The sequence below is a fragment of the Enterobacter sp. RCC_40 genome, from assembly GCF_041360735.1.
Lineage (GTDB): Bacteria > Pseudomonadota > Gammaproteobacteria > Enterobacterales > Enterobacteriaceae > Enterobacter > Enterobacter ludwigii.
On the sequence record NZ_JBFUPR010000001.1, the window covers coordinates 51,811 to 65,337 of the forward strand.

Annotated in this window: 15 protein-coding genes; 9 read left to right on the top strand and 6 right to left on the bottom strand. The window is 54.6% G+C overall.

Annotated elements, in window-relative coordinates:
- Positions 1-22: 22 nt before the first annotated feature.
- The 3 genes from AB6731_RS00250 to yfcG all read right to left on the bottom strand — a co-directional run bounded on the left by AB6731_RS00250 (position 23) and on the right by yfcG (position 2,002).
- Complete coding sequence (locus tag AB6731_RS00250; RefSeq protein WP_371005730.1) at positions 23-916, bottom strand: TIGR01777 family oxidoreductase; 894 nt, start codon at positions 914-916, stop codon at positions 23-25.
- A gap of 13 nt (positions 917-929) precedes the next feature.
- Entirely contained in the window at positions 930-1,298 is a 369-nt protein-coding gene (folX, locus tag AB6731_RS00255) for a dihydroneopterin triphosphate 2'-epimerase (protein WP_020883131.1), read from the bottom strand.
- A gap of 74 nt (positions 1,299-1,372) precedes the next feature.
- The gene (yfcG, locus tag AB6731_RS00260) at positions 1,373-2,002 is read right to left on the bottom strand and encodes a GSH-dependent disulfide bond oxidoreductase (protein WP_020883132.1); all 630 of its coding nucleotides are present in this window, start codon (positions 2,000-2,002) and stop codon (positions 1,373-1,375) included.
- A gap of 140 nt (positions 2,003-2,142) precedes the next feature.
- On the opposite strand from yfcG, the gene yfcF reads away from it, so the two are divergent.
- Genes yfcF through yfcD form a run of 3 tightly spaced genes read left to right on the top strand, consistent with a single transcriptional unit; the run spans position 2,143 to position 4,003 of the window.
- On the top strand, positions 2,143-2,787 hold the full coding sequence (gene yfcF / locus AB6731_RS00265; protein WP_049022765.1) for a glutathione transferase: 645 nt from the start codon (positions 2,143-2,145) through the stop codon (positions 2,785-2,787).
- Between the two features lie 54 nt (positions 2,788-2,841).
- Positions 2,842-3,393, top strand: coding sequence for a phosphodiesterase (yfcE, locus tag AB6731_RS00270; protein WP_063214712.1), 552 nt, complete (start codon positions 2,842-2,844; stop codon positions 3,391-3,393).
- Between the two features lie 55 nt (positions 3,394-3,448).
- Positions 3,449-4,003 (top strand): NUDIX hydrolase YfcD, encoded by a 555-nt coding sequence (yfcD, locus tag AB6731_RS00275; protein ID WP_371005731.1) that lies wholly within the window; start codon positions 3,449-3,451, stop codon positions 4,001-4,003.
- 3 nt (positions 4,004-4,006) lie between these two features.
- On the opposite strand, the gene AB6731_RS00280 is transcribed toward yfcD, so the two are convergent.
- Positions 4,007-5,026 carry a LacI family DNA-binding transcriptional regulator gene (locus AB6731_RS00280; protein WP_014171015.1) on the bottom strand — a complete coding sequence of 340 codons (1,020 nt, stop codon included), beginning with the start codon at positions 5,024-5,026 and terminating at the stop codon, positions 4,007-4,009.
- A 238-nt stretch (positions 5,027-5,264) separates the two neighbouring features.
- Between AB6731_RS00280 and AB6731_RS00285 the strand changes: the two genes are divergently transcribed.
- The 5 genes from AB6731_RS00285 (at position 5,265) to AB6731_RS00305 (ending at position 9,246) form a co-directional block, all read left to right on the top strand.
- Positions 5,265-5,708, top strand: coding sequence for a PTS sugar transporter subunit IIA (locus AB6731_RS00285; protein ID WP_371005732.1), 444 nt, complete (start codon positions 5,265-5,267; stop codon positions 5,706-5,708).
- A gap of 79 nt (positions 5,709-5,787) precedes the next feature.
- Positions 5,788-6,060 (top strand): PTS sugar transporter subunit IIB, encoded by a 273-nt coding sequence (locus tag AB6731_RS00290; protein ID WP_014171013.1) that lies wholly within the window; start codon positions 5,788-5,790, stop codon positions 6,058-6,060.
- Between the two features lie 21 nt (positions 6,061-6,081).
- The gene (locus tag AB6731_RS00295; RefSeq protein WP_020883137.1) at positions 6,082-7,473 is read left to right on the top strand and encodes a PTS ascorbate transporter subunit IIC; all 1,392 of its coding nucleotides are present in this window, start codon (positions 6,082-6,084) and stop codon (positions 7,471-7,473) included.
- Positions 7,470-8,300, top strand: coding sequence for a transketolase (locus AB6731_RS00300; RefSeq protein WP_014171011.1), 831 nt, complete (start codon positions 7,470-7,472; stop codon positions 8,298-8,300). Before AB6731_RS00295 ends, AB6731_RS00300 begins: the two co-directional genes overlap by 4 nt.
- On the top strand, positions 8,293-9,246 hold the full coding sequence (locus AB6731_RS00305; RefSeq protein WP_025203581.1) for a transketolase family protein: 954 nt from the start codon (positions 8,293-8,295) through the stop codon (positions 9,244-9,246). The genes AB6731_RS00300 and AB6731_RS00305 overlap by 8 nt, the downstream gene beginning before the upstream one ends.
- A gap of 44 nt (positions 9,247-9,290) precedes the next feature.
- Here the strand turns inward: AB6731_RS00305 and pta are convergent, their stop codons facing one another.
- Together pta and ackA are read right to left on the bottom strand one after the other, a co-directional pair.
- Positions 9,291-11,432 (bottom strand): phosphate acetyltransferase, encoded by a 2,142-nt coding sequence (gene pta / locus AB6731_RS00310; RefSeq protein ID WP_014171009.1) that lies wholly within the window; start codon positions 11,430-11,432, stop codon positions 9,291-9,293.
- 76 nt (positions 11,433-11,508) lie between these two features.
- Positions 11,509-12,711 carry an acetate kinase gene (ackA, locus tag AB6731_RS00315; protein ID WP_014171008.1) on the bottom strand — a complete coding sequence of 401 codons (1,203 nt, stop codon included), beginning with the start codon at positions 12,709-12,711 and terminating at the stop codon, positions 11,509-11,511.
- Between the two features lie 337 nt (positions 12,712-13,048).
- Between ackA and yfbV the strand changes: the two genes are divergently transcribed.
- Entirely contained in the window at positions 13,049-13,504 is a 456-nt protein-coding gene (yfbV, locus tag AB6731_RS00320; RefSeq protein WP_008502875.1) for a terminus macrodomain insulation protein YfbV, read from the top strand.
- Positions 13,505-13,527 lie beyond the last annotated feature (23 nt).

Genomic DNA, 13,527 nt, shown 5'->3' on the forward strand with positions numbered 1-13,527 from the left:
AACATGGCATATCACTGTAACATTATCTCACCACATCCCCCAGCGCCTCTTCTAAGTCATACCAGCGGAACGCAAACCCGGCCGCTTCCAGCCGTTTTGGCAGGGCCCGTTGCCCGCCTAACACCAGCACGGACGCTTCACCCATCATCAGGCGGATCACCGTAGCAGGCACGCGCAAAATCGCCGGGCGATGCAGGGCATGTCCGAGAGCATGGGCAAACTGTTCGTTTCGCACCGGGTAGGGCGCAACCATATTAAACGGCCCGCGCAGATCGTTATCCAGCAGCCAGATAATACCGTTGACCATATCGTCGATATGGATCCACGCCAGATACTGACGGCCATTGCCGATTGGCCCGCCGAGACCGAGCCTGAAAGGGGGGAGCATCTTCGCCAGAATGCCGCCTTTCGGGGCAAGGACCACACCGGTGCGTAGCAGGCAGACGCGGGTATGATCGCTTTGCGCAGCACAGGCGATACGCTCCCACTGGGCGCAAAGTTTATGGGTGAACTCGTTGTGGGGCGGCTCTTCTTCCGTTACCACCACCTCGCCGAGATCGCCGTAATACCCTACGGCAGAACCCGAAATGAGAACCGACGGCGGGGTATGACTGTTGCGGATAAGCTCAACCAGCTTCTCGGTAAGGGTCCACCGGCTGCTGCACAGGAGCTGTTTTTGTTCTTCCGTCCAGCGCTTATCGGCGATCGGTTCGCCTGCCAGGTTGATGACGGCGTCAAACCCGTCCAGATTCTGCTGCTCGGCCAGATTTCTCCAGATGTCGATACCTGCGCCCAGCACCTGGCGCGCTTTCTCTGGACTGCGCGTCACCACGGTGATGTCGTGATGCAACGCCTGCAGACGCGCAATGAGATGGCGACCAATCAGGCCGGTACCGCCGGTCAGCAAAATCTTCATACAACCTCCAGGGTTACGCCTGGCGTTGCCAGCTTAACGTCATCGAGACGGAATCGGCGTAACGCAGGGCGTGAAGTTTATCGATCTCTACTTCAGCATAAGTGACCCAGTGATGATCGCGTGCGATGTCGAGCACATCCTGAGTTAATTTTTCCAGTAAAGAGAAGCGGTTGTTTTCCACGTACTGGATGATTTTTTTGGTTATCGTGCGGTAGTTCAGCGCATCATTAATGTCTTCGCTGGCCCGCGCTTTCTCAGCCGGGTAGTGGATAACCACATTAATCACGATATCCTGACGGTTGGCGATCTCTTCCTCTTTGATTCCGATGAAGGTGCGTAGGCGTAAATTTTTTATACGAATAATAGCGTCATGCTGTGACATTGCAGGTCTTCTCCGTGTCAGAATTTCCTTCACATAATACATGAGAGCCTCTCCGGCACACACCAGCCACCGGCTTAAATTTGCTGGATTTTTTGCATGGCGCGTTCGGTGGCCGGACGCGTGCGGATTCGTTCAAACCAGTTGTTCACCGCCGGGTAAGACGCCAGGTCAATGCGGTGCTTTTCATGGGTATTCACCCAGGGCCAGCAGGCAATGTCGGCGATGCTGTAATGATCCCCGCCGAGCCACGGTGCTTTCTCCAGCCGACGGTTCAGAACGCCGTATAACCGCTGGGTTTCCACCTGATAGCGTTCGATAGCATAAGGAATCGGCTGCGGCGCGTAGGCTGTAAAATGGTGGTTTTGTCCGAGCATCGGCCCCAGACCGCTCGTCTGCCAGAAAAGCCACTGCAGCGTGTGGTGACGCTCGCGCAGCTCTCCGCTCAGCAATTTGCCAGTCTTCTCTGCCAGATAGAGCAATATTTCTCCGGATTCAAACAGGCTCAACGGCTTGCCCCCATCGGCAGGATGGTTATCAATAATGGCCGGGATTTTATTGTTTGGCGATATAGCCAGAAAGAGAGGACTGAACTGATCGCCTTTGCTGATATCCACGCGAATGATCCTGTAATCCAGTTCGGCTTCCTCAAGAAAGAGGGTGATCTTATGGCCGTTCGGGGTGGGGGCATAATAAAGGTCGATCATTCTCAACTCCTGTCAGTGAAAATAGTGACGCCATGAAAAATGAGTATAGGTGGTTGTTGTAAATCGTGAGTTTTCATCAAGTGACAGCGAGGCAAAGAGATTATATGTTGAATGAAAACCGATCAGCCGATGAGGATGTTATGAACCAGCCCGTAATCACGTTATGGTCCGATGCAGATTTCTTTTCTCCCTATGTTCTGAGCGCGTATGTGGCGCTGGCCGAAAAAGGACTGTCATTTACGCTAAAGACGGTGGATCTGGACGGCGGTGAACATCTGAAACCACAGTGGCAGGGCTACGCCCTGACCCGTCGCGTGCCGGTGCTGGACATTGATGGCTTCGCGCTGAGTGAATCGTCGGCGATCGATGAGTATCTGGAAGATCGGTTCGCACCACCTGAGTGGGAGCGCATCTACCCTCACGATCTGCAAAAACGTGCCCGCGCACGTCAGATCCAGGCGTGGCTGCGCAGCGATCTGGTGCCGATTCGCGTGGAACGCTCCACGGATGTGGTGTTTGCCGGGGTGAAAAAACCGGCGCTGAGTAAAGACGGTGCGGCCAGTGCCCAAAAACTGATCGATACCGCGTCTTCTCTGCTGGCTCATGGTAATCCGAATTTATTCGGCGAGTGGTGTATTGCCGATACCGATCTGGCGCTGATGCTGAACCGTCTGATCCTCAATGGAGATGAGGTGCCTCAGCTGCTGGTGGATTATGCCGCGTTTCAGTGGCAACGCGCCTCAGTGCAGCGCTATGTGGCACTCTCCGCTAAGCGGGCGGGCTGATATAGCCTGACGCTTCAGGTATGATAGGGCAGTCTGATTTCCAGGGAGTGACTGATGAAACTGATGTTTGCGTCTGATATCCATGGTTCGCTGCCCGCGACCGAGCGTGTTCTTTCTCTGTTTGCTCAAAGCAGGGCGCAATGGCTGGTGATTCTGGGGGATGTGTTAAATCATGGTCCGCGCAATGCGCTGCCGGAAGGCTATGCACCGGCGCAGGTAGCGGAAAAACTCAATCAGTATGCTTCGCGCATTATCGCCGTTCGCGGTAACTGCGACAGTGAAGTGGACCAGATGCTGCTGGATTTTCCCATCACTGCCCCCTGGCAACAGGTGCTGATGGAAAATAGCCGTCTGTTCCTGACCCATGGTCATCTTTTTAGCCCGGAAAATCTCCCGGCACTGGCGGCTGGCGATGTCCTGGTTTACGGTCATACTCATATTCCGGTGGCAGAAAAACGCGGCGAGATGTATCACTTTAACCCCGGTTCGGTCAGCATACCGAAAGGTGGAAATCCAGCAAGCTATGGCATGCTCGATGAGAATACGTTAAGCGTAATCGCACTTAATGATCAGCAAGTTATTGCGCAAATAGCGATTAATCCGTAAGTTACACCTCAACTGCAAACGCGCCGAAAGAGCGCTTAGACGAGAAGGTTTCCCGATGGTGGAGCAGAGTCATTTGGCAAGTACAGAGTGGGTTGACATTGTCAACGAAGAGAATGAAGTGATCGCGCAGGCCAGCCGCGAACAAATGCGCGCGGAGCGTCTGCGTCACCGTGCGACATACATCGTTGTGCATGACGGGATGGGCAAAATTCTGGTTCAGCGCCGCACGGACACCAAAGATTTTCTCCCTGGTATGCTGGATGCAACTGCAGGCGGCGTTGTTCAGGCGGATGAAGTTCTGCTGGACTCCGCGCGTCGTGAAGCGGAAGAAGAGTTAGGGATTGCCAGCGTGCCGTTTGCCGAGCATGGTCAGTTCTATTTCGAGGACGAGCATTGCCGCGTCTGGGGCGGGCTGTTTAGCTGCGTTTCCCATGGCCCGTTCGCCCTGCAGGAAGAAGAAGTGAGCGAAGTGAACTGGATGACGCCGGAAGAAATTACCGCGCGTTGCGACGAGTTCACCCCGGATTCGTTAAAAGCGCTGGCGCTGTGGATGACCCGCAACGCTAAAAACGAATCCACGAAAGCGGAAAAAGAGGAAGAGGCGGAGTAAGCCTCAACAGCTCTCCCGCAAACACAGGCTGGACGCGATGGGTTTATGGTCGCGCCAGTCTCCATCATTCAGACGTTCCAGTAACGCGCGTCCCGCTTCAATCCCAATCTTACGATGTGGCACAGCCATGGTCGTCAGCGGTGGCTGACAGACCCGGCTGACGTCGCTATCGCCAAAACCCACCACGGCCAGATCGTCCGGTACTTTTATGCGCCGACGCTGGCATTCATAAAGTGCCCCGCAGGCCAGTTCATCCGACACGCACACCAGTGCATCCAGCTCCGGCCACGCCAGCAGGAACTCCGGCAGTTGCGCCGCACCCGTGGAAAAACTCGGTGGCATGGCGGCGTTAATCACCCGGTTTGGTGACATATGGTGGCGAAGCATCGCTTTGTACCAGCCCTGTAAATGCTGCTGGAAAATCCACTGCTCCTGGTTAGCACACAGCAGGCCAATATTCTGGTAGCCGCGCTTAATAACCATCTCCGTCAGTTCGTACATCGCCGCGACGTTATCAATCCCGATATTCATATCAATAGGATCGGCGCGCATGGCCCCCATTTCCATGACCGGAATGGAGGCGTTTTTCAGCCAGTGGCGGACAGTATCGGAGTGTTCAACGCTGAGCAAAATCGCAGCGGCAATGTTCGACGCCAGCAGCGTCTCCAGCAATTTTTCTTCCTGCTCGAGTCGATGCTGTGATTCGGCCAGCATGATCTGGTAGCCGGCAGGCTGCAGCACCTGCTGAAGCCCGGCGAACATCTCCGAGCAACCGGATTCGGAGAGATTAGGAACGACCATCGCAATCGTCCATGACGATGCCGAGGCCAGCGCGCTCGCAGCGAGATTAGGCATGTAGCCCAATTCCTGTACAGCGGCTTCTATTTTTTCTCGCAGTTTATCGGAAACCTGTTCAGGCGTGCGGAGTGCACGGGACACGGTCATCGTGCCCACCCCGGCAAGCTGTGCGACATCGGCGAGTGTCACTTTACCGGTACTGCGCCGTTTTCGGGTTAGAGACATACACCTTCCTGCTGACCAGACGCGTTTTTATTATCATCCTTCGTTTCACGTGAAACGCAGTATACGCCTTAAATCCCTTTTTTTGCTGTGAATTCACACCATGATTACAATTTGATAGCGCTATCACACTTCTGAATGTTAGCGATTGGTAGCGCTATCTTTGTGATCCCGATCGCAGTCAATAAGGGATGTGTTGAATAAAGTTTGCTCATCTTTTGCATTGTGGCGGGACGGAGAAATGCTGAAAAAGTGGATATATGATACAACCATCACGCTGCAGGAGAGCGTGGAAAGCTGGCCTCAGGCGCTGGAAATATGTGCGAAACCGTTGCTGGATCTGCAGGTGATTGGCCCGGAATACGTGACGGCCATCATTGAGCAGCATCATGCACTAGGACCTTATTATGTGCTGGCACCAGGGCTGGCCATGCCGCATGGGCGGCCGGAAGAGGGGGCCAAAGGATTAGGCCTCTCATTATTAAAACTGAAAAAGGGAGTCTCTTTTGGTGCCGGTGAGTTCGATCCCGTGGATGTTATTATTATGCTCGCGGCGCCGGATAAACACAGTCACATCGACATGATCTCTGCCCTCGCTGAATTATTTTCCAGCGACGACGATATGGCTGAATTGCATCAGGCGAATACCCTGGAGGATATTAAAACGATTATTGACCGCTTCTGATTTAATTCTCTCATCCGATTTATCACAACATTACGTTTAGCGTGATGGGGCGTGCTCTACTCAAAAAAAGGGGACAACAATGAAAATTATGGCTATTTGCGGTTCAGGCCTGGGCAGTAGTTTTATGGTCGAAATGAATATTAAAAAGGTGCTCAAGAAGCTGGCCATTGACGCCGACGTTGAACACTCCGATCTCTCCTCGGCAACGCCGGGTGCCGCCGATCTTTTCGTGATGGCGAAGGACATTGCCGCCAGCGCCAGCGTGCCGGAAAGCCAGCTGGTGGTGATCAACAACATCATTGATATCAACGAACTCGAAGCGCAGCTCCGCGCCTGGTTCGACAGACAATAATCCTGATAAGGCGAGGTGGATATGTTTATCCTTGAAACGCTGAATTTCGTTGTTGATATATTAAAAGTCCCGTCGGTTCTGGTGGGCTTAATAGCCTTAATTGGCCTGGTCGCTCAAAAGAAATCTTTTTCTGATGTGGTGAAAGGGACCATTAAAACCATACTCGGTTTTATTGTGCTTGGCGGCGGGGCTACGGTGCTGGTTGGGTCATTAAATCCGTTAGGCGGAATGTTTGAACACGCCTTTAATATTCAGGGCATTATTCCCAATAACGAGGCAATTGTTTCTATTGCGCTAGAGAAATACGGTGCCTCTACCGCACTGATTATGGCATTCGGTATGGTGGCAAATATCATTGTCGCCCGCTTTACGCGTCTGAAGTATATCTTCCTGACCGGGCATCACACCTTCTACATGGCATGCATGATTGGGGTCATCCTCACCGTGGCGGGCTTTGAGGGCGTTGGTCTGGTCTTTACCGGGTCGCTGATCCTCGGTCTGGTGATGGCCTTCTTCCCGGCGCTGGCGCAGCGTTACATGAAGCGCATTACCGGCAACGATGACATCGCTTTTGGTCACTTCGGTACCCTGGGCTATGTTCTCTCCGGCTGGATTGGCAGCAAGTTCGGCAAAGGCTCTCGCTCGACTGAAGAGATGAACCTGCCGAAGAACCTGAGCTTCCTGCGCGACAGCTCTATCTCCATCTCGCTGACCATGATGATCATCTACCTGATCATGGCGGTGAGCGCCGGGCGTGACTACGTTGAGGCGACCTTTAGCGGCGGTCAGAACTACCTGGTCTATGCCATCATCATGGCCATCACGTTCGCCGCGGGGGTGTTCATCATCCTGCAGGGTGTGCGCCTGATTCTGGCGGAAATCGTCCCGGCCTTTACCGGCTTTTCTGAAAAACTGGTGCCGAATGCACGTCCGGCTCTGGACTGCCCGGTTGTCTATCCGTATGCGCCGAATGCGGTGCTGATTGGCTTCCTGTTCAGCTTCCTTGGCGGGCTGGTGGGGCTGTTTATCTGTGGGCAATTCAGCTGGGTGCTGATTCTGCCTGGCGTGGTGCCGCACTTCTTCACCGGCGCTACCGCGGGCGTGTTTGGTAACGCCACCGGGGGACGTCGTGGAGCGATGATTGGTGCGTTTGCCAACGGCCTGCTGATCACCTTCCTGCCGGTTCTGCTGCTGCCGGTGCTGGGGGCAATTGGATTTGCCAATACCACGTTCTCGGACGCTGACTTTGGCGCTGTCGGGATCGTGCTGGGTAACCTGGCGCGCTTCCTGTCGCCGCTTGCCATCACCGGCCTTGTTGTGGCGTTGTTCGCACTGCTGGTGGCGTACAACGTGTTCGCTAAAAACAAATCTGCGGGCGATAACGCGCAGGAAAACACCGGAGCCAAATCATGAATGAGAATGAGATAACCCATCTGGCGCGTCAGATCCGCCTTGAAACGCTGAAAATGCTGACCCAGCTGGGCTTTGGTCACTACGGCGGCAGTATGTCGGTTGTTGAAACCCTGGCCGTGTTGTACGGCGCAGTGATGAAAATTGACCCGGCCGACCCGGACTGGCCAGAGCGTGACTACTTTGTCTTGTCAAAAGGACATGCTGGTCCGGCGCTGTACAGCACCCTGGCGATCAAAGGCTACTTCCCGATGGAAGAACTGAGCACGCTGAACCAGAACGGTACGCGTCTGCCGAGCCATCCGGACCGGCTAAAAACGCGCGGGGTGGATGCCACCACCGGCTCGCTGGGGCAGGGGATTTCCATCGCCGGTGGAATGGCGCTGTCGCATAAGCTGGCGGGACGCCCCAACCGGGTTTTCTGTATCGTCGGCGACGGCGAGCTGAACGAAGGGCAGTGCTGGGAAGCGTTCCAGTTTATTGCACACCATCGCCTGAATAACCTGACGGTATTCGTTGACTGGAACAAACAACAGCTTGATGGCGAACTCGACGACATTATCTGTGCGTTCGATCTGGAAGGAAAATTCCGTGCCTTCGGGTTTGACGTGGTGACGGTGAAAGGAGATGACATTCCGGCACTGCTGGAAGTGACATCGCTGGTTCCGGCGGCGGATGCTCGCCCGCTGGTGGTGATCCTCGACAGCATCAAAGGGCAGGGCGTGCCGTATCTGGAGCAACTGAGTAACTCGCACCATCTGCGATTAACCGCCGAGAGCAAGGCGGCCCTCAACGAGACGATTCGCCAACTGGAGGCTTCACATGATTAAGGTTGCACCTGCAGGTCAGAAAGACGCCGTTGAGATGCGTAAAGTCTACGCGGGGTTTGTGGCACAGCAGATTGAAGCCGGGAGCGACATTATCGCCCTCGAGGCGGATCTGATGAGCTCAATGGCGATGGATGGCGTGGCGCGTGATTATCCGCAGCATGTGATTAACTGCGGCATCATGGAAGCGAACGTTATGGGGACGGCGGCGGGGTTGTCGCTGACCGGACGCAAGCCGTTCGTGCATACCTTTACCGCCTTCGCCAGCCGTCGCTGTTTCGACCAGCTGTTTATGTCCCTGGACTACCAGCGTAACAATGTGAAGGTCATTGCCTCAGATGCCGGCGTGACGGCCTGTCATAACGGCGGCACGCATATGTCGTTTGAAGATATGGGCATCGTGCGGGGGCTGGCCCATTCGGTGGTGCTGGAGGTAACGGATGCGGTGATGTTTGAAGATGTACTGCGCCAGCTTATTGACCTCGAAGGTTTCTACTGGGTGCGTACCATCCGTAAGCAGGCTCCGAGCGTTTATGCGCCGGGTTCGACATTTACGCTTGGCAAGGGCAACGTACTGCGCGAAGGCAGTGACATCACCCTGATTGCCAACGGCATTATGGTGGCGGAAGCGCTTGAAGCGGCGCGTCAGCTCGAACAGGAGGGCGTCAGCGCCGCGGTGATCGATATGTTTACCCTTAAGCCGATTGACCGGATGCTGGTGAAAAACTACGCCGAGAAAACCGGACGTATCGTGACCTGCGAAAACCACAGCATTCATAACGGGCTGGGATCGGCAGTGGCGGAAGTGCTGGTGGAAACCTGTCCGGTGCCGATGCGTCGGGTGGGCGTGAAGGAGCGTTACGGCCAGGTGGGGACACAGGACTTCCTGCAGAAGGAGTATGGCCTGACGGCACACGACATTGTGTCGGCGGCGAGGGAGTTGTTGTAAATAAAAAAGGCGACCCTCGGGTCGCCTTTTTAGTCAGTAACGTATTACTGCTGTTGTGAAGACTGGATCGCGGTCAGAGCGATGGTGTAGACGATATCGTCAACCAGCGCGCCACGGGACAGGTCGTTTACAGGTTTGCGCATACCCTGCAGCATTGGCCCGATGGAGATCAGGTCTGCAGAACGCTGTACCGCTTTGTAGGTGGTGTTACCGGTGTTCAGATCCGGGAAGATGAACACGGTAGCGCGACCCGCAACCGGTGAGTTCGGTGCTTTGGATTTCGCAACGTCAGCCATAACCGCGGCATCATACTGCAGCGGACCGTCGATCATCAGATCAGGACGTTTTTCCTGTGCCAGACGTGTCGCTTCACGGACTTTCTCTACATCGCTACCTGCACCAGAAGTACCGGTGGAGTAGGAGAGCATTGCCACGCGAGGTTCAATACCGAAGGCAATCGCGGAATCGGCAGACTGAATAGCAATCTCAGCCAGCTGCTCTGCAGTTGGATCCGGGTTGATCGCACAGTCACCGTAAACGTAAACCTGTTCAGGCAGCAGCATGAAGAACACGGAAGACACCAGAGAACTGCCTGGCGCCGTTTTGATCAGCTGCAGCGGTGGACGGATGGTGTTCGCTGTGGTGTGAACCGCACCGGAAACCAGACCGTCAACTTCGTCCTGCTCCAGCATCAGCGTGCCCAGCACAACGTTGTCTTCAAGCTGCTCACGCGCTACGGCTTCGGTCATGCCCTTGCTCTTACGCAGCTCAACCAGGCGCGCAACATAGCTTTCGCGAACCACTTCCGGGTCGACGATTTCAATACCTGCACCCAGCTCAACGCCCTGAGAGGCAGCAACGCGGTTAATTTCATCCGGGTTACCCAGCAGCACACAGGTCGCGATGCCGCGCTCTGCACAGATGGCAGCCGCTTTAACGGTACGTGGTTCGTCGCCTTCTGGCAGAACAACACGTTTGCCCGCTTTACGCGCCAGCTCGGTCAGCTGGTAACGGAAGGCCGGAGGAGACAGACGACGGCTGCGCTCGGAGGTCGCCGTCAGGGATTCAATCCAGTCTGCGTTGATGTAGCCCGCAACGTATTCCTGCACTTTCTCGATACGCTCATGGTCATCAACCGGCACTTCCAGGTTGAAGCTCTGCAGGCTCAGAGAGGTCTGCCAGGTGTTGGTGTTCACCATAAAGACTGGCAGGCCAGTGGCGAACGCACGTTCGCACAGCTTGCTTACGCGTGGATCCATCTCGTAAGCACCGGTCAGCAGAATGGCACCGATTTCCACACCGTTCATCGCGGCCAGGCACGCAGCAACCAGCACGTCAGGACGGTCAGCGGAGGTCACGAGCAGGGAGCCTGCGCGGAAGTGTTCCAGCATGTGCGGAATGCTACGCGCACAGAAGGTCACAGACTTCACGCGGCGGGTGTTGATGTCGCCTTCGTTAATCACGGTAGCGTTCAGGTGACGCGCCATGTCGATTGCACGGGTAGCAATCAGGTCGAAGCTCCATGGCACCACGCCCAGTACTGGCAGCGGGCTGGAATCCTGCAGAGTCGCCGGATCAACTTTAACCACTTTCGCTTTAGAAGAGTCATCGAAGATTTCGGACAGGTCAGGACGGGTACGACCTTGCTCATCAACCGGTGCGTTCAGTTTGTTAACGATAACGCCGGTGATGTTGGTATTTTTCGCGCCGCCGAAGCTGCTGCGGGTCAGTTCGATACGCTCTTTCAGCTGTTCCTGGTTATCGGTACCCTGGGACATGACGAACACGATTTCAGCATTCAGCGTTTTCGCGATTTCGAAGTTCAGAGACTGAGCGAACTGGTGTTTGCGGGTCGGGACCAGGCCTTCAACCAGCACCACTTCCGCGTCTTGCGTGTTAGCGTGATAGTTGGCGATGATCTCTTCCATCAGCACGTCTTTCTGGTTGCTGGAGAGCAGAGATTCAACGTGGCTCATCTTCAGCGGTTCAGCCGCTGGCAGATTGGAGTTCTTACGCACGATGGTGGTGGTCTGGTCTGGCGCATCGCCACCGGCACGAGGCTGGGCGATAGGCTTAAAGACGCTCAGACGAACGCCTTTGCGTTCCATAGCACGGATAACGCCAAGGCTGACGCTGGTCAGACCGACGCTGGTTCCGGTAGGGATCAGCATAATAGTACGGGACACGGTTTATCCTCTTTCGTTACCGCCGACAGGGGGCGGGCTACAAAACAGCACCGCCAGCATTGCTGGCGGTGTGGAATCAGGCAGTCAGGCGGTGCGCGTCTTGCGCGATGACCAGCTCTTCGTTAGTTGGAATAACGATAGCCGGACGGGTGCCTTCTTTGTTGATGAAGCCAGACTTGCCGAAGCGGGCAGCCAGGTTACGCTCGTGGTCAACTTCGAAGCCCAGAACGCCCAGTTTACCCAGGGACAGTTCACGAACCATTGCCGCGTTCTCACCGATACCACCGGTGAAGATAACCGCGTCCAGACGACCGTCCATCAGCGCAGTGTAAGAGCCGATGTACTTCGCCAGACGGTGGCAGTAAACGTCCATTGCACGTTTAGCGTCTGCTTTTTCTGCGTAGTTGTCTTCAACATAACGGCAGTCGCTGGTGACTTCGGTCAGACCCAGCAGGCCAGACTCTTTGGTCAGCATTTTGTTGATCTGATCAACGCTCATGCCCAGGGTGTCGTGCAGGTGGAAGATGATCGCCGGGTCGATGTCACCGGAACGGGTACCCATCACCAGACCTTCCAGCGGGGTCAGACCCATGGATGTATCAACACATTTACCGTTGCGGATAGCAGAAACAGAACCACCGTTGCCCAGGTGGCAGGTGATGATGTTAACTTCTTCAACCGGCTTGTTCAGCACTTTAGCGGCTTCCTGAGTCACATAGAAGTGGCTGGTGCCGTGCGCGCCGTAACGACGAACGCCGTGCTCTTTGTAGAGGCTGTACGGCAGGGCATAGAGGTAAGATTCTTCCGGCATGGTCTGGTGGAACGCAGTGTCGAACACAGCCACGTTTTTGTCTTTCAGCTGCGGGAAGGATTTCAGCGCTTCAGCGATACCGATCAGGTGAGCTGGGTTGTGCAGCGGTGCGAAAGAGGCAGAGTCTTTAATACCCTGGATAACCGTTTCGTCGATAACGACGGAACGGGTGTATTTTTCGCCGCCGTGGACGATACGGTGACCAATCGCAGTCAGCTGAGCAGACAGTTCTGGTTTTTGTGCCAGAATAGTGTTAACGATAAAGTTCAGCGCTTCACTGTGAGCGGCGCCTGCACCTAAAGCCGCTTCCTGTTTGCTGCCGTCCATCTTCCACTTGATACGTGCTTCAGGCAGATGGAAACATTCGGCCAAACCAGAGAGGTATTCGTCACCGTTGAGCGCATCGATGATGGCGAATTTCAGTGAGGAGCTACCGCAGTTCAGAACCAGTACTAACTTACTCGACATGGAAGTACCTATTATTGATACGTGGCTAAAAAAACGTCAGGGAGTCTAAAAGCGTAACGCATAATGACTCAGACATTTATGATTAACATCATGCCAAACGAACATTGTGGCATGATGGAAGAAATACATATGATTTTATGCCATTTTGAACATTTTTCAGCCAATGGCATAATATGCGATAATTTGACGAGTTAATGGTTCTCGTCTAAGGGCCTATCAGGCTGGCACAGAATACCCGATACGGGGTGCTGATGACAAAATATTTTGAACGTTGTCATAGCCTGTTGTGGTTTTGCACGAAAATTTTAATTTTTATATGTGAAGTTGAGGTACAGCCATGTCGACACCAGAGAACCCGTCCGTGAATTTTTTCAGTCTGTTTCGTCGGGGACAGCATTACGCAAAGACGTGGCCAATGGAAAAGCGCCTTGCGCCCATGTTTATTGAGAATCGCACGATCCGCGCCACGCGCTATGCGATTCGCTTTATGCCACCTGTCGCCATCTTTACGCTCTGCTGGCAAATCGCGCTGGGCGGGCAGCTTGGCCCGGCCGTTGCGACGGCACTTTTCGCGTTAAGTCTGCCGATGCAGGGTCTGTGGTGGTTAGGTAAACGTTCTATCACGCCACTCCCGCCTTCTATTTTACACTGGTTTTATGAAGTTCGCGGGAAACTGGAGGAAGCCGGGCAGGCGCTTGCCCCGGTCGAAGGCAAGCCCGATTACCAGGCGCTGGCTGACACGCTCAAGCGCGCTTTTAAGCAACTCGACAAAACATTCCTCGATGACTTGTGATTGATCATCGAAACGACGAATAA

Coding starts and splice junctions, on each gene's coding strand:
- AB6731_RS00250 (WP_371005730.1), bottom strand. CDS start 916: ATGAAGATTTTGCTGACCGGCGGTACCGGCCTGATTGGTCGCCATCTC.
- AB6731_RS00290 (WP_014171013.1), top strand. CDS start 5,788: ATGAAAATTATGGCTATTTGCGGTTCAGGCCTGGGCAGTAGTTTTATG.
- AB6731_RS00300 (WP_014171011.1), top strand. CDS start 7,470: ATGAATGAGAATGAGATAACCCATCTGGCGCGTCAGATCCGCCTTGAA.
- ackA (WP_014171008.1), bottom strand. CDS start 12,711: ATGTCGAGTAAGTTAGTACTGGTTCTGAACTGCGGTAGCTCCTCACTG.
- yfcE (WP_063214712.1), top strand. CDS start 2,842: ATGAAACTGATGTTTGCGTCTGATATCCATGGTTCGCTGCCCGCGACC.
- AB6731_RS00295 (WP_020883137.1), top strand. CDS start 6,082: ATGTTTATCCTTGAAACGCTGAATTTCGTTGTTGATATATTAAAAGTC.
- AB6731_RS00305 (WP_025203581.1), top strand. CDS start 8,293: ATGATTAAGGTTGCACCTGCAGGTCAGAAAGACGCCGTTGAGATGCGT.
- yfcD (WP_371005731.1), top strand. CDS start 3,449: ATGGTGGAGCAGAGTCATTTGGCAAGTACAGAGTGGGTTGACATTGTC.
- yfcG (WP_020883132.1), bottom strand. CDS start 2,002: ATGATCGACCTTTATTATGCCCCCACCCCGAACGGCCATAAGATCACC.
- AB6731_RS00285 (WP_371005732.1), top strand. CDS start 5,265: ATGCTGAAAAAGTGGATATATGATACAACCATCACGCTGCAGGAGAGC.
- yfbV (WP_008502875.1), top strand. CDS start 13,049: ATGTCGACACCAGAGAACCCGTCCGTGAATTTTTTCAGTCTGTTTCGT.
- folX (WP_020883131.1), bottom strand. CDS start 1,298: ATGTCACAGCATGACGCTATTATTCGTATAAAAAATTTACGCCTACGC.
- AB6731_RS00280 (WP_014171015.1), bottom strand. CDS start 5,026: ATGTCTCTAACCCGAAAACGGCGCAGTACCGGTAAAGTGACACTCGCC.
- yfcF (WP_049022765.1), top strand. CDS start 2,143: ATGAACCAGCCCGTAATCACGTTATGGTCCGATGCAGATTTCTTTTCT.